The organism is Arthrobacter zhaoguopingii (assembly GCF_009828595.1).
Taxonomy (GTDB): Bacteria; Actinomycetota; Actinomycetes; order Actinomycetales; family Micrococcaceae; genus Arthrobacter_D; species Arthrobacter_D zhaoguopingii.
The window spans coordinates 85,483-105,668 of the sequence record NZ_WPNY01000002.1; the positions used below are offsets into that span (position 1 = coordinate 85,483).

Sequence of the window (20,186 nt, forward strand, 5' to 3'; positions counted from 1 at the left end):
CCATGGTTGACGATCCGCTCCTGCAGCGCGCCCGCGAACTCGATGACAAGGACCCGCTGGCCGGGTACCGTGACCTGTTCATCATCGACGACGCCGACGGCATTGCCGCCTACCTCGACGGAAACTCCCTGGGCCGCCCCCTCGCGGCGACCGAACAGAGCCTTGCCGACTTCGTCAGGCACCAGTGGGGGTCCCGCCTGATCCGCGGCTGGGATGAGGGCTGGCTCGAGCTGCCCGAACGCATCGGTGACCGGCTGGGGAGCATCGTCCTCGGCGCAGCGCCGGGGCAGTGCATCGTCGCCGACTCCACCAGCGTCCTGCTGTACAAACTGGCGCGCGCCGCGGTCTCGGCCCGGCCGGGCCGCACCGAGATTGTGATTGACCGTGACAATTTCCCCACCGACCGGTTCCTGATGGAGGCCATCGCCCGCGAGCGCGGCCTTACCGTGCGGTGGCTCGACGTTCCCTACGACGGCGGGGCGAGCGCCGAGGCCGTTGCCGGCGTCGTCGGGCCCTCGACCGCCCTCGTGGTCCTGAGCCACGTGGCGTACCGGTCCGCCCACGCCGCCGACGTTCCCGGCGTCACCTCGGTGGTGCACGACGCAGGCGCCCTGGTCCTGTGGGACCTGAGCCACTCGGTGGGCTCGGTGCCCCTTGAACTCGATGCCTGGAATGTCGACTACGCCGCCGGCTGCAGCTACAAATACCTCAACGGAGGTCCGGGCGCCCCCGCCTGGGCGTACGTCGCCGAACGGCACCTCGATTCCTTCGAGCAGCCCATCCAGGGCTGGCTCGGCAGCGCCGATCCGTTCGCCATGGGCGGGTCATATGAGCCGGCGCCGGGCATCCGCAGGATTGTGTCCGGCACTCCGCCGATCCTCGGCATGCTCGCCCTGCGCGACATGCTGGATGTGCTGGAGAAGGCCGGGATCGGGGCGGTGCGGGAGAAGTCGGTGGCCCTGACCGGTTTCGCCATCGAGGCCGTCGACGCCCTCCTGGGGCCGGCCGGTGTAGTGGTGGCCTCGCCGCGCGCACCGGGTGAGCGCGGCGGCCATATCACCATCGACCATCCGGCGTTCGCCACCATGGTGCCCGGCCTTTGGGAGCAGGGGATCATCCCCGACTACCGGAACCCCTCCGGCATCCGCCTGGGCTTGTCCCCGCTGACCACGTCATTCGAGGAGACGTTGGTCGGAATCCGCGCCATCGCCGACAAAATGGTTTCTTGAGGGGTGGGGCCTGTCGCTCGCTGAGCGAGGCGGTCTATTGTGGGGCTATTGCCCGGACCGGAGCCGGGCGTCGTTAGAGGGCGGCTGATCAGTGCGGACAAGCGGAGGCAAGGGCATGGCTGAGGACAAGGGCGATTCGCCCACCCTGCAGGTGGGTACCCTCCTCCAGGACATGGTGCTCGACAGCACCGATGTCGAGGAGTTCCTGACCGAACTGGTGAAGCTCGCGGCCGCAACCCTGGAGGGGGGGCACGGCGAGATGCTTTGCGGTGTGACCCTGCTGCGTCCGAAGCGGACGGGCACCGTGGCCAGCAGCAGCGAGCACGCCCGGAACATGGACGAGATCCAGTACAACTTCGGGGATGGGCCGTGCCTGCGCGCCGCCAGGGAGGAGAAGCTCGTCCACGTCCCGGACATCACCAGGGACACCCGGTTCCCCGAGTACCGGGATGCCATCGCCGAGCACGGCATCCGCTCGATCCTCGGAGTCCCGATCCTGCTTGAGGGCGACGCAAACGCGGGGCTGAACCTTTATTCGAACCACGTCGACGCGTTCGACGACGATGCCGTCGCCGCGGCCGAGACCTTCGCGGACGAGGCGTCGAAGGCCCTGCGGCTCGCTGTGCGGATCGCCCGGCTGACCGAATCCGCGAATGACCTCAAGGCCGCGATGGAAGCACGGACCACCATCGACCTCGCCGTCGGAATTATCATGGGCCAGAACCGCTGCAGCCAGGATGAGGCGTTCGGAATCCTCCAGTCGGCCTCGAACACCCGCAACATGAAGCTGCGCGACATCGCCACCGCCATCGTGGCCTCCACCGGCAAATCGACGCCGAAAACCCACTTTGAGGTCTAGCCGCGCCCTGGCGGCCGGCTCAGCCGGCCTTCCCTGCCAGGCCCTCGGTGAGCCTGCCCAGAAGGCGCAGCAGGGTGGCGTAGTCCTCACCGGGCAGCAACTCGCCGACCCGCCGCCGCACGTCGGCGACGGGCACGCAGAGTGCCTCGTGCACGTGCCTGCCTGCCTCCGTCAGGCGTAGCAGGCCGGCGGTTTCCTCAACCAGGCCGCGCTCCGTCAGGTCGGCGACGACGCCCGCGACGACAGTCGGCGGATCGAAGGGGCTCAGCAGGTCCACCAGGCCGGCGCGGCTCTCGGGCCGCCGTGTCAGGGAGGCCAGCACCTGCCAGGACCGCCGGTCGCTTCCCTGGCCCTCAAGGGCACGTTCGAAGGCGCTGTCGAGCTGCCGGTCGGCCTTCTTGAGCCACCAGCCGATAGGCCTGTCCTGCTGACCCGGTGTGGGTTCCGGCCCCGGGTCAGCCACGTCCCGCAAGGACCTGATGCGGATACTGCGCACCGCGGCCCTGGAAGTCGAGGATGGCCGGGTTGACTACCGCGCCATCCCGGATTTCGATGGCGCGCCTCAGCGTCTCGTTGGCATTCCAGGCCTCCGGCCCCTCCAGAACCGGGCCGAGGAACGGCAGCAGCGCCTCGCTGATCTCCCAGGTGGCCGAGTCCCACAGGTAGGACGGGGTGTGGTCGACGGCGTAGTAGCGGACGTGGTCCCCGACCTCGAATACCGGTTCGGCGAACGAGGTGGGCCGGGCCCAGCTGAAGCCCATGCCCCGGTCACAGGAGACATCGATGATGAGGCTGCCACTGGAGAACAGGGGAAGGTCGGCTTCCTTGAGGTACATCTGCGGCGCGTTGGGGTTCTGCAGGGTGCAGTTCACCACCAGGTCATGACGGGCCAGGTAGGGGGCCAGGGGCACGCGGCCTTCCTCAGTCAGGACCTCGCTCAGCTGCGGATCCTCGGCGGTGGCTTCGATCTGGGCGATGCGTGCCGAGTGGATGGGTGACCCGACGGCCGCCACGCCGCGGCTTGTCAGGACCTGCACGTCGCTGACGCCGTGGGCGTTCAGGGCGGTGACGGCGCCCCGGGCGGTTGCACCGAAGCCGATGACGGCCGCGGTGAGCCTGCGGCCGTAATCCCCGGTGAGGCCGGAGAGCTGCAGCGCATGAAGGACCGAGCAGTAGCCCGCCAGTTCGTTGTTCTTGTGGAAGACGTGGAGGGAGAACCCGCCGTCCTCCGTCCAGTGGTTCATCGCCTCGAAGGCAATCAGCGTGAGCCGCTTGTCGATGGCCAGCTGGGTGATCTCACGATCCTGGACGCAGTGGGGCCATCCCCAGAGCACCTGGCCGTCGGCCAGGGAGGCGAGGTCGGACGCCTGCGGTTTGGGGAGCAGGACGACGTCGGAGGAGGCGATGATCTCCTCGCGCCTCAGCAGGGGCCCGACCAGCGGGTCCAACTGCGCGTCGGAGAGGCCGAACTGGGCACCGTAGCCCTGCTCAACGCGCATCCGCCCGCGGATCGCGGCGTCTATACGTTCGAAGTGGTGAGGGTGGAGAGGAAGCCGTCGTTCGTCCGGCTTGCTGGAGAGGGAGAGGACACCAAGGCGCAGTTCCGTCATGGTTCACGCCCTCCCGGGTCCGGCGGGGGCCGCCGTCGCCGTATCCCGTGTTCCCGGTGGGGACGCGGTCGAGGGCCTCGGTGGGACCGAATGTGGGCAGGTCTGGATCATCGTTGCTCCCTAGGAGGAACCAGGGGGTTCCGTGCGTTGACACTACACCCAGCAGAGCGTGCCCCCGGCACCCTTCCTCCGGGTAACCCGGGCGGAGTGCCTCCGATGCCTGCCGAACCAGCCGGCGCCGTCCGCCAACCCGGATCTTTCCCGGAAGTCAACAGGTGCGAGCCCTACCGCTTCTGCGGGCGGCTTTTATACTTTCGGTGTGGCAATGTCGCTCCTGTTCGGTGTCGTGGCATCGAGCGCCCTGGTGATTGGGGCGCTCATCGGGGTGCGCTTCAACCTTCCCAAGCGACTGCTGGCCATTCTCCTGTCCTTCGCCGCCGGTTCGCTGATCACGGCGCTGGCGTTCGAGCTGTTCGAGGACGCGTTTGAGCACGGCGGGATCTGGCGGGCCGCGATCGGGCTCGCCGCAGGGGCCATCGTCTTCACTGTCCTCAGTGCGCTGCTCGACCGGTGGGCCCAGGCCGGGACCCACGACACCCCGGCCGACGAATATCAGGGCAGTGCCAAACTCGACACAGACTCCGCCGCCCAGGACCGTCCGTCCTCGAAGGCCTCGACGAAGGGGGCCGCGGGCCTGGCGCTGCTGGCGGCGGTGACCCTCGACGGCGTTCCCGAGAACGTCGCCCTGGGCGTCGCCCTGGGGGAAGGCACCGGGGGACTGGCCCTCCTTGCCGCCATCTTCGTCTCGAACTTTCCGGAGGCCCTCGTTGGCGCATCCTCGATGCGCGACCAGGGGAAATCCTCGGCAGCGATCGTCGGCCTGTGGGTGGGGTGTGCCGCGCTGCTGGTGATTGCCGTCCTCATTGGGGCCGGACCGCTGTCGGGCAGCGGCCCCGAAACCATCTCCATCCCGCTTGCCTTTGCAGCCGGCGCGGTGATCGCTTCCCTGGCCGACACCCTGATGCCCGAGGCCTATGAGAACGGCGGGCCCGCCGTGGCGCTGAGCACCGCGGCAGGCTTCCTGCTGTCTTTCGTGCTCTCCCTTATGTGAGTCGCGGACGAGACCGGCCGTTCCGCAGGCACTTGTACTGTAGGGCGATGAGCGAAACGACCTTCCTGCGCAGCTCCATGCTTTATACGGGAGCGCAGTATGCGGCGGCAGCACGAGTGCCTATAGGGGAGCACCTGATCTTCACTGCCGGGGCGTGTCCACTGGATCCTGACGGATCGACGGCGGCCGTCGGCGACTACCGGGGGCAGGCGGCCAAGGTGATGGACAACCTTCTACTCGCGCTCGCCGCCGGCGGCGCCGACTTCTCCCATCTCGTCAAGACCACCGTCTTCGTGGCATCGAGCGACCGTGAGGACCTGGCCGAGGTCTGGAACGTCGTTCGGGCAAGGATGGGGGACCGGGACGTGCCGAGTACGCTTCTCGGCGTCGCGGTGCTTGGATACCAGGACCAACTGGTGGAGGTCGAGGCCATCGCTGCGCTTCCTGTCCCGGATCCCTTGGCACCTGCCCCCTGACGGGGATCACTCCGGGGCGCCCGTTCCGCCGAAGCCCGTCCGGCGTTCCGGACACACCGGCCGAGAAAGTGCGGAATCCAGAGCGGACAGCACCCTCGGGTCGAGCCCACTGAGGAGGAGGGGCAGGTCGTGGGCCGCATAGGAAATGCCTCCCTGCCAGTCGGTTCTGACGACCGTATTCCCGTCCCACCAGAACGTGTTCCGCGGCTCTCCTTCGACTTCCAGTTGGACCTTCAGTGCCTCGTGCCGGCCGCACGGGGTGTCGATCGTCTCCGGCCCCTGCACGGCGAAGACGGCGTCGCGAGCCCTCCGGTCCCCGTCCTCAACGAACTGGCTGAACTCCAGCCGATCTTTCCCCGCCCGCAGCGCCTGCACCAGGAGCAGGTGTGCCGCGTAGCTCGGCACCGGGCGGGGGCCTGTCCCGCCCGCGTCGCCTGCCTGGACTCCGGTGATATCGATGTCGGAGCGGTGATCCACATAGCGGTATGAGGTCCAGCCGAGGACATCACCTTCATAGCGTGTCTCCTGGGTTAGGTGGACAAGCTGTCCATCCGGAAGCACAAACGCGACCGTGGTCCGGAGCGCGCCACCTCCGGTCTCACGCACCAACGCACCGGTCCGCCGTCCGTCGATGTAGAACGCCTCCGCTTCCAACTCCATTGGCACAACCTAGTCCCTTTCGGTGGGCTGGGGGCGATGCCACGCGTCGACATTGCTCACCGACGGAGAACCGGCAGGCATAATGAGGCGCATGCAGCCACAGTGGACCCCCCGGATCGGCTGGAACGACCTGCCCGCGCACGTCCGGGCCGGCGTCGAAGGAGTCCTTGGGGAGCCTGTGGCCGGGTTCACCGGTCAGCAGGGAGGATTCTCGCCCGGCAGCGCGGACCGGGTGGTAACCCCCACCGGCCGGAGGGCGTTCGTCAAGGCTGTGGGGCCGGCCCTGAACGCCGCTTCACCGGGGATTCACCGGAAGGAAGCGGCTGTCGCCGCCGTCCTGCCCGGGACCCTGCCCACAGCGTCCCTAATCGGCACCTTCGACGACGGCGAATGGATCGCCCTCGTGCTCACCGACGTGGACGGACGCCACCCCCACCTGCCGTGGGAGCTCCGCGAGGTGGGGCTGGTCCTCGATGCCCTGCTGACGGTAGCCCGGACACCTGTCCTCCCGGCGCTGGACCACCTTCCCGACCTGGCCTCGGACGTCGGCCCCGAGTTCGCCGGCTGGGAGCGCGTCCGGGCCAATCCGCCGCAGGACGCCGCCGGCTGGGTTCTGGAGAACCTCGATGTCCTCGAACGGCTGGCGGCGCGCGGAGTGGGGGACCTCCGGGGCGAGTGCCTCGTACATACCGATCTGAGGGCGGACAACATCCTGATCACCCCGGCCGACGCGGCGGTGCTGGTCGACTGGCCGTGGGCATGCGTCGGAGCCGCGTGGTTCGACGCGCTGAGTGTCCTAATCAACACCCGGGTCTTCGACCCGGCCTTTGAGGTGGAGCCGATCCTGTCGGGCCACCCGATCTTCGACGGGGTGGCACCCGAGAGCATCGACGGTGTCCTTTCGGGGTTCGGTGCCTACTTCACCGACGCCGCCCGCCAGCCGCCACCGGCCGGACTGCCCACGCTGCGGACCTTCCAGCGACAGCAGGGGGACGCCGTCCTCGGCTGGCTCCGCCAGAGGCTTGCCGCTCGCAGCTGAACCCGCCGGCAGCCTTTCTTTCAGTCGGGGAGGTCATTCCAGTCGAACGGGGTCACGGTGTTCGACTCCCAGTCCTGCCGGAGGATCGAGTACGCCACGGAGGCGAGCCTCTCACCATCGGCGGTTGGCCACCCCAGGCGGTAGTGCGCCTCCTTCAGGAAGCCGGCACGCAGGAAGGTCCTGCGCATCGCGATGTTGTCCTCGCGCGTCTGGCCCTCGAAGCGGACGACGTCCGGCATTGAGGTGAACACGAGCGCGCACAACGCCCGCAGGGCCGCGGTCCCGCCACCCCGTCCCCGGTGGGAGTCGCCCAGGCGCAGGTCGAACATCGGAGTGTCATCGCGCAGGTCCTGGAGGACGGCCATGCCGATGCAGTGTCCGGCATCGTCAATCCAGTAACCCTGGGTTTCCTCGTTCCAGAAGCGGCCCGTCTCCACACCGGGACGGAGGCCGCCGGGGGTGGGGGAGGCCAGGACGTGGAAGGGGAAGGTGTTGGAGGCGAGGAACTCCACCACGGCGTCGGCATCGCCGGAACCCATGGCCCTCAAGGTGATGTGCATGGACGGAGCCTATAGGCGGCACACGTCCGACCAGAGGAGGTGCGCGGCCCCGGCCGGGGTCCATCCACGCCCGGGACCCTGATGCTACGGGCGGGCCGCCCGTCCCCGGCCCATATGTCCGCCAAGGAAGCCGCCAATCACCAGGAGCGCTCCGCCAACCCGGCCCAGACCCACGCCGATGCCATGCCGGCCCCGTATGCGCGCATACCAGGAACCGAAAAAGACGAGGACGGCCATGCCGTTGGCTGCCGCGTGCACAATTCCCACGCGGCGAGTAGGCCGGTCGGCCATCGCCCACTCGGCCCAGCCGGTGATCCCCGCCGCCCCGGAGGAGGCGAGCCCGAGCGCCACGAGCCGGGTGGCTGCCTGCCGTGAGCCGGGATCGGGAAACAGGTCGAGGAACTGGGCCATGAACCATGCGCCGAATGGAAGGTCCTTGACGATGATGTGCAGGGGAATGCCCGAGGTGTCGCCGTGGAATAGCCGTCGTGCGCGCTCGCGGACGATGAGGCGCTGGGCTGCGGGGGCCGCGGCGTCGACGTACCTGTCCAGGCCGTCTGCATGCTCAAGCGCCCCGAGAAGCCGCGAGTACACGCCGGAATTCGGCGCCTCCGGGTTGCCAGCGTTGGAGGAGTCCGGCTGGGGGAGATGCATCGCATCGGATGACATGGAAGCAGGTTACTACTTTCATAGTGGAAAATCACTATGTTTATAGTAGGTTCATGCAACCGATCCGTCTCCGCGCCCTCGACGCCGCCGTCGACCTCCTGGGTTCCTCCGGCCTGCGCGCGCTGTCGCATGCCCGGGTCGATGAGCGGGCGGGGCTGCCTCGGGGATCGACCTCCAACTACTTCCGGACCCGCCGGGCGCTGCTGGCGGGCGTGGTGGACCGCATCGTGGAGAGGGAACTCGATGCGTACGGCCCGCAGCTCGCTCCGGGCACCGCGCCCGAATTCGTCGACGGGCTCTGCCTCCTGTTCGAGCAGACAAGCGGCGCCAACCGGACCCTGACGGCGGCACGCCTGGCCCTGTTCATGGAGGCGGGGCACGATACCGCCATCCGGGACGCCGTCGTGCGGGGCAGGGCCGCCATGGAGTCAGCGCTACTGCCGGCCCTCGCAGGGCTGGGGGCGCGGGACCCACGCACCTCCGCCGCAGCGGTTATGGCCTGCTTCGAAGGTCTCCTGCTGCACCGCATCGCCCGGCACGACGAAGCCGATCCGCGTCCAGTGTTCAGCTTCGTGGTGGCCGCCGCCTTCGACTGACGGCGACGGTCAGGCGGACCTGAGGGCATTGACGCTCGGGACGGCGGACAGCCTTCCGCCTGGAGGTGTCAGCTGGCGCGCTCCAGGCGGTGCCGGAGGCCGGAGGCGACCGCCGGCCATTCGGGAGCGGTGATCGAGAAGACAACGGTGTCCCGCAGGGTGCCGTCGGCCATCCGGCTGTGCGCCCGGAGCACACCGTCCTGGCGGGCCCCCAGCCGGGCAATGGCCTCCCGCGACTGGAGGTTGTGCCAGTGGGTGGTGAAAGTGACGGAGGCACAGCCCTCGGTTTCGAAGGCGTGGGTCAGCATCAGGAGCTTGCTTTCGGCATTGGTCCCGGTCCGCTGGGTCGACAACCGGTTCCAGGTGTAGCCGATCTCCACGCGCGGCGTCGCCCTGTCGATGTCGCAGAAGGTCGTCATCCCCAGCACCGCTCCGGTCTGTGCGTCCAAGGTCGCAAAAGGAAGCATTTCTCCTTCCGCCTGACGTGCTAGCCGCCGGTCGATTTCCTCCGCCATGCCTTCGGGAGAGGGAATGCTCGTGTACCAAAGCTTCCACAGCTCACCGTCACGGACGGCATCCACCAGCCCCTGGTAATGGCGGTGGGCGAGGGGTTCGAGGACAACCCGGGAACCGGTGAGCGTCAGGGGTGTGAAAGCCATGAAATCATCCAAGCACAGCCGACGTGCTGCCCCGTCCGCCCGGGGTGCGTCCTACAGCGGCTTCTTGGCCAGCTGCTTCACCCAGGAGGGCGTTTCCTTGCCCAGCTTCCGGTCAGTGGTCAGCCGCAGGCGTGCCGCACGGATCCGGACCCGCTGCTCGTCGCCCTGGGCGGGGTGATCGGCGGGCTGGCGGCGTCCAGCGTTCACATTGCGGCTTGTGGTTGCGCTCATTGCCCTGCCTCCTCCACGATCGGTTCCCCTGCTGCTCCATTGTCTCCCACGCCGTCAACCCCGTCCACTTCCGACGGGAGGAACCGGGCCCAGGCGACCTCGAGGATCGCGACCTCCTCGGGGCCGGCGAGGTCGCTGGCGGCGAGGCTGTCCAGGACGCCCAGCCCGATCTCCTGGCGCGGAGGGTCTTCGGACATGGCCGCATCAAGCGCCCATTCGGCCCGGGCCCACCACTGGGAACGCTGGTCCGCCTCCCGGCGGTCCCGCACGTTGCGCCACGCGATCACTCCGGTGATGACCGCCGTCAGGAGGATCGCCAGTGGTCCGAACGAGCTGACCACCTCCCACCACGGCGTGCCGTTGGAGATGACGTCGACCCTGACCGGGTCGGGCGGAGTGGTGGCGGACGGCAGCATAGTCCCAGCTTAACCGGGCGCGGTGACGCCACCGTCGAGCGCCCAGCAGTACCCGCCGGAGGGGGTGAACGCCTACCGGACCGGTCATCGGCGTCTGGCACGCTTCGGCCCCGGGGGCTGGTTCTCCGGCGGGTTCTCAGCCCGGTTGTCAGCTGTCGCCCCTGCTTCCGCCTTGCTGTCCGGGCTGGCTTCCTGCCTTATTGTCCGGGACGGCTTCCTTGTTGATGGGCGGGCCGGCTTCCTGCCTTAATGTCCGGGCTGACTTTCCTGCTAATGTGCGGGCCGGCTTCCTGCCTTAATGTCCGGACTGGCTTTCCTGCTAATGGGCGGGCCGGCTTCCTGCCTTAGTGTCCGGACTGGCTTCCCTGTTGATGGGCGGGCCAGTGGTGCCGCCTTGAAGTCGGGCGGTTCGGCTGGTTTACGGGTGGTTTTCCTGCTGACTTTCCGACCGAAGAATGTCGGTGGGGGGTGACATTCTTGGGTTATGGAAAGGGCAGGCTCCCCCGATTCGGGGGTGGATCCCCCAGCGCAGGACCCCGGGTGGCTTGAGGCGGCCGCGGAGATCCTCGGTGCCGGGTTCCTCACCGGCGGCGCCCCGGACACCGCCGGGCTCGATGAGGCGATCGGCGGGCTGCAGGCCATGGCGCGGCTGAAGAACTGGGCCGATGCCCAGACCGTGAGGTTCACCGAGCGGGTCCGGATCCTCACCGAAGAACACCTCCAGGAACGCGGCATGCAGGCCGGCTCCCTGGCCGATACCCTGGCCGCCTCGGAGGTCGCCTGCGCCCTGCGGATCCCCGAGCGCACCGCCGGGTCCCTGATCCAGCACGCCTTCGTGCTCACCGGACATCTCCCTGCAACCCTCGAGGCCCTGGAAACCGGGGCCATCTCCTGGCGGCACGCGCTCACCTTGGTCGATGAGTGCGCCGGGATCCCGGACTTCGCCCTGCCCTACTTCGAGCAGAAGCTCGTTCCGGTCGCGCAGGACACGACGGCCGCGCGGCTGGCGTATCGGGCCCGCCGGCTGCGTGCGGAAATGCATCCGGAGGCCATCAGCAAGCGGACCCAGTCGGCGCAGACGCACCGCCGGGTGGAGTTCCACCCCGACGACGACGGGATGGCCTGGCTGAACGTGTACCTACCGGCGGAAAAGGCAGTGGCCATCGACGGGCGCCTGACCCGGCTCTCCCGGGCGCTGCAGTGCACCGAGGAAACCCGGACCCTCACCCAGCTGCGCACCGACGTGCTCACCGACCTGCTCACCCACACCTGCCCCGGCCCCGCAAACACCGCGTCCCTTCCCGCGGGCGCGGGCCGTGCAGATGCGGCCCGGGCGGGCGCGGGCAGCGCAGATGCGGGCGGTGCGGGTAGGGTTCCGGGCCGGCCGGTTGAGCCCCACGGGTGGAACGGGATCCAGGCCCAGGTGCACGTCACCGTCCCGGTGCTGACCTTGCTCGATGTCGATGACGCCCCCGGCGAACTCGAAGGCTACGGGCCCATCGCCCCGGACCTTGCCCGCCGGCTGGCCGCCCACGCCCCCTCCTTCACCCGGCTGCTGACCCACCCCGAAACCGGGGCGGTCCTCAGCGTCGGCCGGGACACCTACACGGTGCCGGCGGACCTGAAAAAGTGGCTGCGTGTCCGGGACCGCACCTGCCGGCACCCGGGCTGCAACCGCTCGGCCGCCTCAACCGAACTCGACCACACCATCCCGTGGTCCCGGGCCGGCACCACCGCCCACAACAACCTGGCCCACCTGTGCCGCAGGCACCACATGCTCAAAAGCGAAGGGCTGTGGCACTACGAACAACCCGAGCCCGGAATCATCACCGTGACCTCCCCGGCGGGGCGAAGATACCAGACCCTGCCCGAACCCGTCCCCGGCTAACGGGAAGCGTTACGCCTCGTGCGCCAGACACTGATTGAGGGCAATCGAAATCAGATTGATGCGGGGTCGACCCGCCCCCCAGCTCCGACATCGGCTGAATCGAATCCACCATCACCGAGGACTGGCCGGCCATCGACTGAACAAGCCCATCATCACCTGGCCCATCATCACCTGGCCCACCATCAGCTGAAACAGGTTCACCTGCAGTTGAAACAGTTCCACCTTCAGGTGGAACACGTTCACCTTCAACCGGGGCAGGCCTCCCTTCGGGTGGGGCAGGCCTCCCATCGGTTGGACTGGACGGCCGTGGCGTTTCACATCTTCCGGATGTTCGGCTGGGCTCGAAGTTGTTCGACTGGGAAGGGACGAGCGGCGCCCGGAGGATTGCTGCCACCCAAAGAACCAACCCAGAAAAACGGCAACAAAAAAGGCCCCGGTCAGATGTCTCTGACCGGGGCCTTCGCTGTGCGCGGAGGGGGACTTGAACCCCCACCCTCAATAAGAGGACTAGCACCTCAAGCTAGCGCGTCTGCCATTCCGCCACCCGCGCGGGTGGGCTTTTCCCGGTTGAAAACCTTCGAAAGCGGCGAAAAAAACTCTAACACGACATCGGCCCAGAAGTTGAATCGGGGGATCGGTGTGCCCGCTCGGGCCTGACTTTCCGGGGGTTTTGAGCACCGCAGACCGGCGACCCGGTGCAGCGGCTCGGCCCGGGTTGGCCCGGCACACCGGGCACCTCGGTAGGCTGGGACCAACCGCACCCGAGGAGGACCCAGCGATGGCGATCACGCCCGAAGACGAAGTTGTACGCATCTGCCAGGAGCTCATCCGGATCGACACCTCAAACTTCGGTGACAACGCCGGCCCGGGGGAGAGGGCGGCCGCCGAGTACACGGCGGGGCTGATCGAAGAGGTCGGACTGGCGACGGAAATCTTCGAAGCCGCCCCAGGGCGCGCCTCGGTCATCGCCCGCATGGAGGGGACCGATTCCTCCCTGCCGGCCCTGGTGGTTCACGGCCACCTCGACGTCGTGCCGGCGCAGAAGGAGGACTGGAGCGTCGACCCCTTCAGCGGAGAGGAACGCGACGGGCTCATCTGGGGCCGCGGAGCCGTCGATATGAAGGACATGGACGCGATGATCCTCTCGGTGCTGCGCCATCTGCAGCGCAGCGGCACCCGGCCGCGGCGGGACCTCATCTTCGGCTTCTTCGCCGATGAGGAAGCCGGCGGCAAGTACGGCGCGTCCTGGCTCGTTGACAACAAACCCGGAGTCTTCGACGGGGCCACCGAAGCGATCTCGGAGGTGGGCGGATTTTCCGCCACCATCGGCGGGCAGCGCACCTACCTCCTGCAGACAGCCGAGAAGGGCATCTCCTGGCTGCGCCTGCTCGCCCATGGGAGGGCCGGCCACGGCTCCCAGATCAACACCGACAACGCGGTGACCCGGCTGGCGCGGGCCGTCACCCGGATCGGGGAGTACCCCTGGCCGATCGAACTGACGCCCACCACCCGGCAGTTCCTCGACGGTGTCACCGAACTCACCGGAGTCGAATTCGATCCGGACAACCCCGAGCTGCTGCTGGCCGAGCTCGGCACTGTGGCGCGCTTCGTCGGGGCGACCCTGCAGAACACCGCGAACCCCACAATGCTCAAGAGCGGCTACAAGCACAACGTCATCCCGGGCACCGCAGAGGCCCTCATCGACGTGCGCACCCTTCCCGGGCAGCAGGAGAAAGTGCTGGAGATCGTCCGCGAACTCGCCGGAGCCGGCGTCGAGGTCTCCTATGCGCACCAGGACGTGTCCCTCGAAGTGCCGTTTTCGGGCAACCTCGTTGATTCGATGATTGATGCCCTCCACGGCGAGGACCCCGGGGCGAAGGTTCTGCCCTACACGCTCTCGGGCGGCACCGACAACAAGTCGCTGAGCCGGCTGGGCATCACCGGGTATGGCTTCGCGCCCCTGCAGCTGCCGGACGAGCTGGACTTCACGGGCATGTTCCACGGCGTCGACGAGCGTGTGCCGGCCGACTCGCTGCGCTTCGGCACGCGGGTGCTCGCCCGGCTCCTGAGCACCTACTAGGGCGGCCGTGGAACCCGCCGACCTCCTGACCGACGCCCTCCTCGAACGTTTCCGGGAGCGCGCCCCACGGTACGACGCCGAGAACACCTTCTTCACGGAGGACCTGGCGGACCTCAAGGCAGCCGGGTACCTCCGGCTGTTCTGCGCCGTTGATGACGGCGGATCCGGCGCGGGAATGCGGCAGGCGGCCGCCGCCCAGCGTCTGCTGGCCGCCGCCGCGCCGGCGACGGCCCTTGGCATCAATATGCACCTGGTCTGGACGGCAATCGCCGCGCTCCTGAGGGGCCGCGGGGACGACTCGCTGGGCTTCATCCTCTCCGAGGCCGCCGCGGGGGAGGTTTTCGCCTTCGGCATTTCTGAACCGGGCAACGACGCGGTCCTCTTCGACTCCACGACCGCCGCGGAGCCGGGCCCGGACGGTTCGCTCACCTTCACCGGCACCAAAATCTTCACGAGCCTCTCCCCGGCGTGGACGCGCCTCGGAGTGTTCGGAAAGGAAACCGGAGCCGGTGCCGACGGAGAGGGTGAACTCGTCCACGCCTTCGTCCCGCGGGACACCCCGGGCGTCTCCATCATCGAGGACTGGAACCCTCTCGGCATGCGCGCCAGCCAGTCGAACACCACGCGGCTGGAGGGGGTGCGGGTGCCTTCCTCCGCCGTTTTCCGACGGCTCCCGGTGGGACCGAATGCCGACCCGTTCGTCTTCGCGGTCTTTGCCGCCTTCGAGACCCTGATCTCCGCCGTCTACGCCGGCATCGCCGACCGGGCCCTCGAGCTGTCCGTGGAGGCCGCGCGCCGGCGCACCTCCCGGGTACGGGGCATCAGCGCGGCGCAGGACCCGGTGATGCGCCACCGCATCGCCGCCGGGGCGATGCGGGTGGACGCGCTGGACGCGCAGCTCAGGGCCGTGACGGCGGATCTTGATGCGGGGACCGACCATGGCCCGTTCTGGTTCGCGAAGCTCGTCGGGCTGAAGACAACGGCCGTCGACACCGCGCGCCACCTTACCGAGACGGGGCTGCAGGTCTCCGGTGGGTCGGGATATGCGGCAACGAGCGAGATCGCCCGGCTGCACCGGGACACCCTCGCCGGGCAGTTCCATCCTTCGAATGAGGATTCGGCCCACAACACGGTGGCCACGGCGTGGCTGGGCCCGCTGGAGAACTAGGCGGTGCGCTCCACCCGCAGCACTTTTCGGCGCAGCCAGTAACGTCGGCTGCCGCCGAGGTAGATGCAGCTGCGCTCAAGTTCCCACTTGCCGTACTCGGCGTGTTCGGTGAGGACCTTCCGTGCCGCGCCCACCGGTTCGCCGGCGTTGACGGTGAGTACGAGGTACTCGTATTGGCGGCCGAAATCCCGTTTGCGGACGGCGGTTGAGTTCAGAAATTGCTCTCTCATATTCCTCCAATTTCGACCACTTTACCGATAACGTCTAACTCATGAGCATAGATCCGCGTGTCGCGCTCCAGGCCCTTGTCACCGCTCTTGAAGAGCACCTTGCGGCATCCGCTTCGCGCAGGATGGACGATGATCCCGCGGTCGAGGCCGCCTATCTCGCCATCGCGGATGCCTTCGAGGCCTATGAGGAAGCCCTCTACGACGCCCACGGCGAGGTGACCCCGCTGGAGATCTACGAGGAGTCCGACGAGGACGCCGAGCTTGAGGACGACGACCTCGACGAGGTCGATGATGACACCGACGCCGACGTCGATGTCGAGACGGACGACGTCAACGCCACCCGGGACTGACCGCCTTGTCACTGACCTAACTGTCACTGATATACCCGGGGCCGGCACAGCCGGGACCATCCACCAGCGCGGCCGGTGGCGCCCGCAGGAGGCGCCGCCGGATCAGCCGGAGCGGGTGGTCGAAGCAACCGCCGGAACGGGCGGTCGGAACGGGCGGTCGGAGCAGGCGGTCCTTTAGACCAGCGGCGCCGAGACCTCATCGAGGGCCTCGGCGATCTGGCCGGCGATCGGTTCGGCCGTTGTCCCCAGCAGCTCCTTGAGCTGCTGCGGCGTCCTGGCACCCACGACGGCGGCGGCAACCGCCGGGCGGCCGAGCAGCCACCGCAGGGCGAGGTCGTGAGGCTGCAGGTCGAGGCCCCGAGCGGCCGTGCAGAGCGCATCCACGACCCGAAGCGGCCGTCCCTCGAGGTAGCTGTCGACGTACGGCGCCCACACGTCGGAGGCCCGGCGGGAATCGGCGGGGGTGGAGACCCGGTACTTGCCGGTCAACACCCCGCGGCCCAGCGGAGCCCAGGCCAGCACTCCGGCGCCCATGGCGGCCGCGGCGGGCACGGCGCCCCGTTCGGCCCCCCGGTTGAGCAGGGAGTATTCGATTTCGTTGGCGATCAGCGGAATCCCTGCCGTGGCCGCGGCGCGCGCGAACTCCCAGCCGGCATGGTTGGACACGCCGACGTACCGGGCCCGGCCGGAGGAGTAGGCCACCTCGAGCGCACTGAGGGTTTCAGCGAGGGGAACCAGCGGGTCCGGCGCGGGCGCGAGCCACAGGTCCACGTGGTCGGTGCCGAGGCGGGACAGCGACGCATCGAGCGAATCGAGGAGTCCCCGGCGGGAGACATCGGCGCGGTGCGTCCCCGCGCGCACGGCGCCGCCCTGCACCGCCAGCACCAGTTCGGAGCGCGCCACGGTGTCACCGAAAAAGCTGCCAAGCATCGCCTCGGCGCGCCCTGCCCCATAGCCTCCGGCGGTTTCCACGAGGGTGCCGCCGGCGTCGGCGAAGATGCGCAGCTGCTCGCGCGCCGCCTCGTCGTCGACATCCTGCCCCCAGGACATGGTGCCGAGCCCCAATACCGACACGGCAAGGCCGCTCGTCCCCACGTTTCGCCGTTGCATAGGCCCAGCCTAAAGCCTCGGGGTCGAATGGTGCCTTAGGGTCTTAACATGTGAATTGGTTCGAAGCGGCCATCCTGGGCCTTGTTCAGGGACTAACGGAGTTCCTTCCCATCTCCTCGAGCGCCCACCTGCGCATCGTCGGCGAACTCCTTCCCAACGCCCAGGACCCGGGGGCGGCCTTCACCGCCATCACCCAGCTCGGCACCGAAACGGCTGTCGTTGTCTTCTTCTGGGGCGATATTGTCCGGATCGTCCGCGCCTGGTTCGGTTCGCTCCGTGGCCGGGTCAGCCGACAGGACCCCGATGCCCGGATGGGATGGCTCGTCATTGTGGGAAGCGTGCCCATCGCGGTCCTGGGGCTGCTGTTCCAGGACCAGATCGAAAGCACGCTGCGCAGCATGTGGCTTGTCGCGACCATGCTGGTGGTCTTCGGCGTGTTCCTGGCGGTGGCCGACGCAGTCGGAAAGCACACCCGCAACCTGGACCAGCTGACCGTCCGCCACGGGGTGCTGTTTGGCTTCGCGCAGGCGCTGGCACTCATTCCCGGCGTGTCCCGCTCCGGCGGCACCATCACGGCCGGCCTGCTGATGGGTTACTCCCGCGAAGCCGCCGCTCAGTATTCCTTCCTGCTGGCGATTCCGGCAGTCTTCGGCAGCGGCCTGTACCAGCTCGGCAGCAGCCTGGGGGACTGGGGTCCCTACGACGCCGGGGAGACGGCCCTGGCGACCGTCATCGCGTTCCTAGTCGGGTTCGCGATCATCGGCTGGTTCCTGAAATACGTCTCGACCCGCACCTACGGCGTCTTCGTCTGGTACCGCATCCTGCTGGGCATGCTCCTGTTCATCCTGCTCGGCTTCAATGTGATCAGCGCCTAACCCTCCGCCGCGCGGATACGGCCGGAATGGCTCCGCCAAGACCGTATGGTAGAAGGTGTGATTGCGTGGAACTCCAGCCCTGTCCCAACCCTTCCCGGCCGGCAGTCCGGCGTCGAACTGTACGACACGGCGGAGGGCCGCGTCGTCGAGCTCACCCCTGAGGAGAATCCGAGCCTGTACGTCTGCGGCATCACCCCGTATGACGCGACCCACCTCGGGCACGCCTCGACCTATGTCGCCTTCGACCTACTGAACCGGGTCTGGCGCGACACCGGTGCGCGCGTGAACTACGTCCAGAACGTCACCGACGTCGACGATCCTCTTCTGGAGCGGGCCACCGCCACCGGCGTTGACTGGCAGCAGCTTGCCGCGAACCAGATCCAGCTCTTCCGCACCGATATGGAGGCGCTAAACGTCCTCGCCCCCGATCACTACGTCGGCGCCGTCGAGGCGATCGAATGGATCGTGCCCGTGATTGAAGCCCTGCTGGAGGATGGCCTGGCCTACCGCGTGCCGGGCTCCGACGGGGCCCCGGACGGGGATGTGTACTTCTCGGTCGAAGCTGCCTCCGCCCTCAATCCGAAGGACCCGTCCCGCTGGGCCCTTGGCCTGATGTCGCACCTTCCCGAAGACGAGATGACCGAACTCTTCGCCGAGCGCGGGGGAGACCCCGAACGCCCAGGGAAGAAACACCCGCTCGACCCCCTGCTGTGGCGGGTCGCCCGCGAAGGTGAGCCGCACTGGGAGGGTGGATCCCTCGGCGAAGGACGCCCCGGCTGGCACATCGAGTGTTCGGTCATCGCCCAGCGGTTCCTGCCCGCGCCGCTCACCGTGCAGGGCGGCGGCAGCGACCTGATCTTTCCCCACCACGAGATGAGTGCCGGGCACGCGTGGGCCGGAAGCGGCACGCCCCTGGCCCGGCATTACGCCCACGCCGGGATGGTCGGCCTCGAAGGCGAGAAGATGAGCAAGTCCAAGGGCAACCTCGTGCTCGTCTCTGCCCTCCGCAGGGAGGGGGTGGACCCGGCGGCGATCCGGCTTGCCATTCTCAACCACCACTACCGCAGCGACTGGTCCTGGACCGCCGGGGTGCTTGCCCGGGCCACGGCGCAGCTCGCATCCTGGCGGGCGGCCCTGCCGCAGGCGGATGAGGAGTCGGCCTCCGCCCTGACCGCCGAGATCCGGGCGGCCCTGGCCCGCGACCTCGACGCCCCCGCCGCGGTTGCCGCCGTCGACCGCTGGGCCGAAAAGGCCCGGACCTCCGCCGAAGGCACCCCCGCCAGTGAAAGCATCTCCGCCGGCGCCGCGCAGGTGACGGCCGCGCTGGACGCGCTGCTCGGCATCCGACTCTGAGGGAGGCCGGCACGGGGACCCCTTCCGGACACCTGGCAGAGGCGGGCCCCGCCCGGCTACTGCTCGCGCCGGCGCTTCTTGAGGTATCGCTCGAACTCGCGGGCGATCGACTCGCCGCTTGCCTCGGGCAGGTCCACGGTGTCCTTGGCTTCCTCAAGCTGGCGCACATAGGCGGCCACCTCGGGGTCTTCGGTGGCCAGCTCGTCCACTCCGCGCTCCCACGCCTCGGATTCCTCGCTGAGCAGGTGCGTCTCAAGGCTCACCTGCAGCAGCTCCTCCAGCCGGTTCAGCAGGGCCAGCTGCGCCTTCGGCGAGGGGGACTGCCCCACATAATGGGGCACCGCCGCCCATAGGGACAGAGTGGGGATGTCCGCAAGGAGTCCCACCTCCGCAAGCACGCCGACAATCCCGATCGGTCCCTCATAGGTCGAGGGCTCCACGTCGAGGCTCTCGCGCACCAGGTCATCGTCGGAGGTCACGGTCACCGGGATGGGCCGCGAGTGAGGCACGTCGGCCAGCAGCGCCCCGACCAGGACCATGCAGTCCACCTTGAGCTCCTTCGCCAAGGCGACGAGCTCGGCGGTGTAGGCCCGCCACTTATAGGACGGCTCGACCCCGTGCACGAGGATCAGGTCGATGTTCGAGTTCGGAACCGAGGCCCGGCTGATCTTCGTCGTCGGCCACTTGATCCGCCGCTGGCCCGCGGCATTGCGCTTGATCAGCGGGCGGGTGAACTGGAAGTCGTAGAACTCATCGGCGTCGATCGTTGAGATCTTCTCGCTGCCGAGATACCTGCCAACGAACCGGAGCGCGTCACTGGCCGCCTCGCCGGCGTCGTTCCAGCCCTCGAAGGCGGCGAGCATGATGGTGACCCGCCGGTCCGGATCCGAGGCATCCTGGAAGAGGTCGCGGACGCCGCGTGGCTGGCTCTCGTCGAAGGTGTTCACTTCTTCACCCTAAACCTCCCCCCGCGAACCTGTCAGTCACCGCGGATGGCGCTTCGCGCACAGCGGAGGC

At 68.4% G+C, this 20,186-nt stretch carries 24 protein-coding genes and 1 tRNA gene; 12 read left to right on the forward strand and 13 right to left on the reverse strand.

What is annotated here, in order from left to right; genetic code table 11:
- Positions 1 to 2 precede the first annotated feature (2 nt).
- Both GVV86_RS02780 and GVV86_RS02785 read left to right on the forward strand, forming a co-directional pair.
- Positions 3 to 1,229, forward strand: coding sequence for a kynureninase (locus GVV86_RS02780; protein ID WP_159801300.1), 1,227 nt, complete (start codon positions 3 to 5; stop codon positions 1,227 to 1,229).
- Positions 1,230 to 1,344: 115 nt separating this feature from the next.
- Positions 1,345 to 2,088 (forward strand): GAF and ANTAR domain-containing protein, encoded by a 744-nt coding sequence (locus GVV86_RS02785; RefSeq protein WP_159801302.1) that lies wholly within the window; start codon positions 1,345 to 1,347, stop codon positions 2,086 to 2,088.
- A gap of 19 nt (positions 2,089 to 2,107) precedes the next feature.
- Here GVV86_RS02785 and GVV86_RS02790 read toward each other — a convergent pair whose 3' ends face one another.
- Positions 2,108 to 2,551, reverse strand: a complete 444-nt coding sequence (locus tag GVV86_RS02790) for a MarR family winged helix-turn-helix transcriptional regulator (protein WP_159801304.1) — start codon at positions 2,549 to 2,551, stop codon at positions 2,108 to 2,110.
- Positions 2,544 to 3,698: a N(5)-(carboxyethyl)ornithine synthase gene (locus GVV86_RS02795; RefSeq protein WP_159801306.1), complete on the reverse strand. Its 1,155-nt coding sequence runs from the start codon at positions 3,696 to 3,698 to the stop codon at positions 2,544 to 2,546. The genes GVV86_RS02790 and GVV86_RS02795 overlap by 8 nt, the downstream gene beginning before the upstream one ends.
- A 325-nt stretch (positions 3,699 to 4,023) precedes the next feature.
- Here GVV86_RS02795 and GVV86_RS02800 point away from each other — a divergent pair, with 325 nt between their 5' ends.
- Together GVV86_RS02800 and GVV86_RS02805 are read left to right on the forward strand one after the other, a co-directional pair.
- Positions 4,024 to 4,809, forward strand: coding sequence for a ZIP family metal transporter (locus tag GVV86_RS02800; RefSeq protein WP_425483340.1), 786 nt, complete (start codon positions 4,024 to 4,026; stop codon positions 4,807 to 4,809).
- A 47-nt stretch (positions 4,810 to 4,856) separates the two neighbouring features.
- Positions 4,857 to 5,285 (forward strand): RidA family protein, encoded by a 429-nt coding sequence (locus GVV86_RS02805; RefSeq protein ID WP_159801308.1) that lies wholly within the window; start codon positions 4,857 to 4,859, stop codon positions 5,283 to 5,285.
- A gap of 6 nt (positions 5,286 to 5,291) precedes the next feature.
- Here the strand turns inward: GVV86_RS02805 and GVV86_RS02810 are convergent, their stop codons facing one another.
- A complete protein-coding gene (locus tag GVV86_RS02810) occupies positions 5,292 to 5,945 on the reverse strand; it encodes a hypothetical protein (RefSeq protein WP_159801310.1) in 654 nt (217 codons plus the stop codon).
- A gap of 91 nt (positions 5,946 to 6,036) precedes the next feature.
- Here GVV86_RS02810 and GVV86_RS02815 point away from each other — a divergent pair, with 91 nt between their 5' ends.
- Complete coding sequence (locus tag GVV86_RS02815) at positions 6,037 to 6,984, forward strand: phosphotransferase (protein WP_159801312.1); 948 nt, start codon at positions 6,037 to 6,039, stop codon at positions 6,982 to 6,984.
- Positions 6,985 to 7,004: 20 nt separating this feature from the next.
- On the opposite strand, the gene GVV86_RS02820 is transcribed toward GVV86_RS02815, so the two are convergent.
- Both GVV86_RS02820 and GVV86_RS02825 read right to left on the reverse strand, forming a co-directional pair.
- A complete protein-coding gene (locus GVV86_RS02820) occupies positions 7,005 to 7,544 on the reverse strand; it encodes a GNAT family N-acetyltransferase (RefSeq protein WP_159801314.1) in 540 nt (179 codons plus the stop codon).
- A gap of 84 nt (positions 7,545 to 7,628) precedes the next feature.
- On the reverse strand, positions 7,629 to 8,213 hold the full coding sequence (locus GVV86_RS02825) for a DUF2231 domain-containing protein (protein WP_246669855.1): 585 nt from the start codon (positions 8,211 to 8,213) through the stop codon (positions 7,629 to 7,631).
- A 53-nt stretch (positions 8,214 to 8,266) separates the two neighbouring features.
- On the opposite strand from GVV86_RS02825, the gene GVV86_RS02830 reads away from it, so the two are divergent.
- A complete protein-coding gene (locus GVV86_RS02830; RefSeq protein WP_159616453.1) occupies positions 8,267 to 8,809 on the forward strand; it encodes a TetR/AcrR family transcriptional regulator in 543 nt (180 codons plus the stop codon).
- A gap of 68 nt (positions 8,810 to 8,877) precedes the next feature.
- Here the strand turns inward: GVV86_RS02830 and GVV86_RS02835 are convergent, their stop codons facing one another.
- From GVV86_RS02835 to GVV86_RS02845, 3 genes are read right to left on the reverse strand one after another with little or no spacing between them, the layout of a single operon-like run.
- Entirely contained in the window at positions 8,878 to 9,468 is a 591-nt protein-coding gene (locus GVV86_RS02835) for a GNAT family N-acetyltransferase (RefSeq protein WP_159801316.1), read from the reverse strand.
- Positions 9,469 to 9,519: 51 nt separating this feature from the next.
- Positions 9,520 to 9,699 (reverse strand): hypothetical protein, encoded by a 180-nt coding sequence (locus GVV86_RS02840; protein ID WP_159616457.1) that lies wholly within the window; start codon positions 9,697 to 9,699, stop codon positions 9,520 to 9,522.
- Positions 9,696 to 10,115 carry a hypothetical protein gene (locus GVV86_RS02845; protein WP_159616459.1) on the reverse strand — a complete coding sequence of 140 codons (420 nt, stop codon included), beginning with the start codon at positions 10,113 to 10,115 and terminating at the stop codon, positions 9,696 to 9,698. Before GVV86_RS02845 ends, GVV86_RS02840 begins: the two co-directional genes overlap by 4 nt.
- Before the next feature lie 484 nt (positions 10,116 to 10,599).
- Between GVV86_RS02845 and GVV86_RS02850 the strand changes: the two genes are divergently transcribed.
- On the forward strand, positions 10,600 to 12,003 hold the full coding sequence (locus GVV86_RS02850; RefSeq protein ID WP_159801318.1) for an HNH endonuclease: 1,404 nt from the start codon (positions 10,600 to 10,602) through the stop codon (positions 12,001 to 12,003).
- Positions 12,004 to 12,114: 111 nt separating this feature from the next.
- On the opposite strand, the gene GVV86_RS18530 is transcribed toward GVV86_RS02850, so the two are convergent.
- Both GVV86_RS18530 and GVV86_RS02855 read right to left on the reverse strand, forming a co-directional pair.
- A complete protein-coding gene (locus GVV86_RS18530; protein WP_159616463.1) occupies positions 12,115 to 12,252 on the reverse strand; it encodes a hypothetical protein in 138 nt (45 codons plus the stop codon).
- A 217-nt stretch (positions 12,253 to 12,469) separates the two neighbouring features.
- Positions 12,470 to 12,553 (reverse strand) — tRNA-Leu (locus GVV86_RS02855).
- Positions 12,554 to 12,781: 228 nt separating this feature from the next.
- On the opposite strand from GVV86_RS02855, the gene GVV86_RS02860 reads away from it, so the two are divergent.
- Both GVV86_RS02860 and GVV86_RS02865 read left to right on the forward strand, forming a co-directional pair.
- Positions 12,782 to 14,083: a M20/M25/M40 family metallo-hydrolase gene (locus GVV86_RS02860; protein ID WP_159801320.1), complete on the forward strand. Its 1,302-nt coding sequence runs from the start codon at positions 12,782 to 12,784 to the stop codon at positions 14,081 to 14,083.
- A 7-nt stretch (positions 14,084 to 14,090) separates the two neighbouring features.
- Positions 14,091 to 15,251, forward strand: a complete 1,161-nt coding sequence (locus GVV86_RS02865; protein ID WP_159801322.1) for an acyl-CoA dehydrogenase family protein — start codon at positions 14,091 to 14,093, stop codon at positions 15,249 to 15,251.
- Here the strand turns inward: GVV86_RS02865 and GVV86_RS02870 are convergent.
- Positions 15,248 to 15,481, reverse strand: a complete 234-nt coding sequence (locus GVV86_RS02870; protein ID WP_133402452.1) for a DUF5703 family protein — start codon at positions 15,479 to 15,481, stop codon at positions 15,248 to 15,250. The two genes, GVV86_RS02865 and GVV86_RS02870, sit on opposite strands and share 4 nt — an antisense overlap.
- A gap of 41 nt (positions 15,482 to 15,522) precedes the next feature.
- On the opposite strand from GVV86_RS02870, the gene GVV86_RS02875 reads away from it, so the two are divergent.
- The gene (locus tag GVV86_RS02875; RefSeq protein WP_159616469.1) at positions 15,523 to 15,831 is read left to right on the forward strand and encodes a hypothetical protein; all 309 of its coding nucleotides are present in this window, start codon (positions 15,523 to 15,525) and stop codon (positions 15,829 to 15,831) included.
- A gap of 174 nt (positions 15,832 to 16,005) precedes the next feature.
- Here GVV86_RS02875 and GVV86_RS02880 read toward each other — a convergent pair whose 3' ends face one another.
- Positions 16,006 to 16,941, reverse strand: coding sequence for an aldo/keto reductase (locus GVV86_RS02880; protein ID WP_159801324.1), 936 nt, complete (start codon positions 16,939 to 16,941; stop codon positions 16,006 to 16,008).
- Positions 16,942 to 16,991: 50 nt separating this feature from the next.
- On the opposite strand from GVV86_RS02880, the gene GVV86_RS02885 reads away from it, so the two are divergent.
- Both GVV86_RS02885 and mshC read left to right on the forward strand, forming a co-directional pair.
- Positions 16,992 to 17,816, forward strand: a complete 825-nt coding sequence (locus GVV86_RS02885; RefSeq protein WP_159616473.1) for an undecaprenyl-diphosphate phosphatase — start codon at positions 16,992 to 16,994, stop codon at positions 17,814 to 17,816.
- A 57-nt stretch (positions 17,817 to 17,873) separates the two neighbouring features.
- Positions 17,874 to 19,169 (forward strand): cysteine--1-D-myo-inosityl 2-amino-2-deoxy-alpha-D-glucopyranoside ligase, encoded by a 1,296-nt coding sequence (gene mshC, locus GVV86_RS02890; protein WP_159801326.1) that lies wholly within the window; start codon positions 17,874 to 17,876, stop codon positions 19,167 to 19,169.
- 56 nt (positions 19,170 to 19,225) lie between these two features.
- On the opposite strand, the gene GVV86_RS02895 is transcribed toward mshC, so the two are convergent.
- Complete coding sequence (locus GVV86_RS02895; RefSeq protein WP_246199616.1) at positions 19,226 to 20,116, reverse strand: PAC2 family protein; 891 nt, start codon at positions 20,114 to 20,116, stop codon at positions 19,226 to 19,228.
- Positions 20,117 to 20,186: the final 70 nt, after the last annotated feature.

Bases quoted from the DNA above. Each gene is read 5' to 3' on its own strand.
- GVV86_RS02780 (WP_159801300.1), top strand. From the start codon at position 3: ATGGTTGACGATCCGCTCCTGCAGCGCGCCCGCGAACTCGATGACAAG.
- GVV86_RS02785 (WP_159801302.1), top strand. From the start codon at position 1,345: ATGGCTGAGGACAAGGGCGATTCGCCCACCCTGCAGGTGGGTACCCTC.
- GVV86_RS02795 (WP_159801306.1), bottom strand. From the start codon at position 3,698: ATGACGGAACTGCGCCTTGGTGTCCTCTCCCTCTCCAGCAAGCCGGAC.
- GVV86_RS02800 (WP_425483340.1), top strand. From the start codon at position 4,024: ATGTCGCTCCTGTTCGGTGTCGTGGCATCGAGCGCCCTGGTGATTGGG.
- GVV86_RS02805 (WP_159801308.1), top strand. From the start codon at position 4,857: ATGAGCGAAACGACCTTCCTGCGCAGCTCCATGCTTTATACGGGAGCG.
- GVV86_RS02810 (WP_159801310.1), bottom strand. From the start codon at position 5,945: ATGGAGTTGGAAGCGGAGGCGTTCTACATCGACGGACGGCGGACCGGT.
- GVV86_RS02815 (WP_159801312.1), top strand. From the start codon at position 6,037: ATGCAGCCACAGTGGACCCCCCGGATCGGCTGGAACGACCTGCCCGCG.
- GVV86_RS02820 (WP_159801314.1), bottom strand. From the start codon at position 7,544: ATGCACATCACCTTGAGGGCCATGGGTTCCGGCGATGCCGACGCCGTG.
- GVV86_RS02825 (WP_246669855.1), bottom strand. From the start codon at position 8,213: ATGTCATCCGATGCGATGCATCTCCCCCAGCCGGACTCCTCCAACGCT.
- GVV86_RS02830 (WP_159616453.1), top strand. From the start codon at position 8,267: ATGCAACCGATCCGTCTCCGCGCCCTCGACGCCGCCGTCGACCTCCTG.
- GVV86_RS02835 (WP_159801316.1), bottom strand. From the start codon at position 9,468: ATGGCTTTCACACCCCTGACGCTCACCGGTTCCCGGGTTGTCCTCGAA.
- GVV86_RS02840 (WP_159616457.1), bottom strand. From the start codon at position 9,699: ATGAGCGCAACCACAAGCCGCAATGTGAACGCTGGACGCCGCCAGCCC.
- GVV86_RS02845 (WP_159616459.1), bottom strand. From the start codon at position 10,115: ATGCTGCCGTCCGCCACCACTCCGCCCGACCCGGTCAGGGTCGACGTC.
- GVV86_RS02850 (WP_159801318.1), top strand. From the start codon at position 10,600: ATGGAAAGGGCAGGCTCCCCCGATTCGGGGGTGGATCCCCCAGCGCAG.
- GVV86_RS02860 (WP_159801320.1), top strand. From the start codon at position 12,782: ATGGCGATCACGCCCGAAGACGAAGTTGTACGCATCTGCCAGGAGCTC.
- GVV86_RS02870 (WP_133402452.1), bottom strand. From the start codon at position 15,481: ATGAGAGAGCAATTTCTGAACTCAACCGCCGTCCGCAAACGGGATTTC.
- GVV86_RS02875 (WP_159616469.1), top strand. From the start codon at position 15,523: ATGAGCATAGATCCGCGTGTCGCGCTCCAGGCCCTTGTCACCGCTCTT.
- GVV86_RS02880 (WP_159801324.1), bottom strand. From the start codon at position 16,941: ATGCAACGGCGAAACGTGGGGACGAGCGGCCTTGCCGTGTCGGTATTG.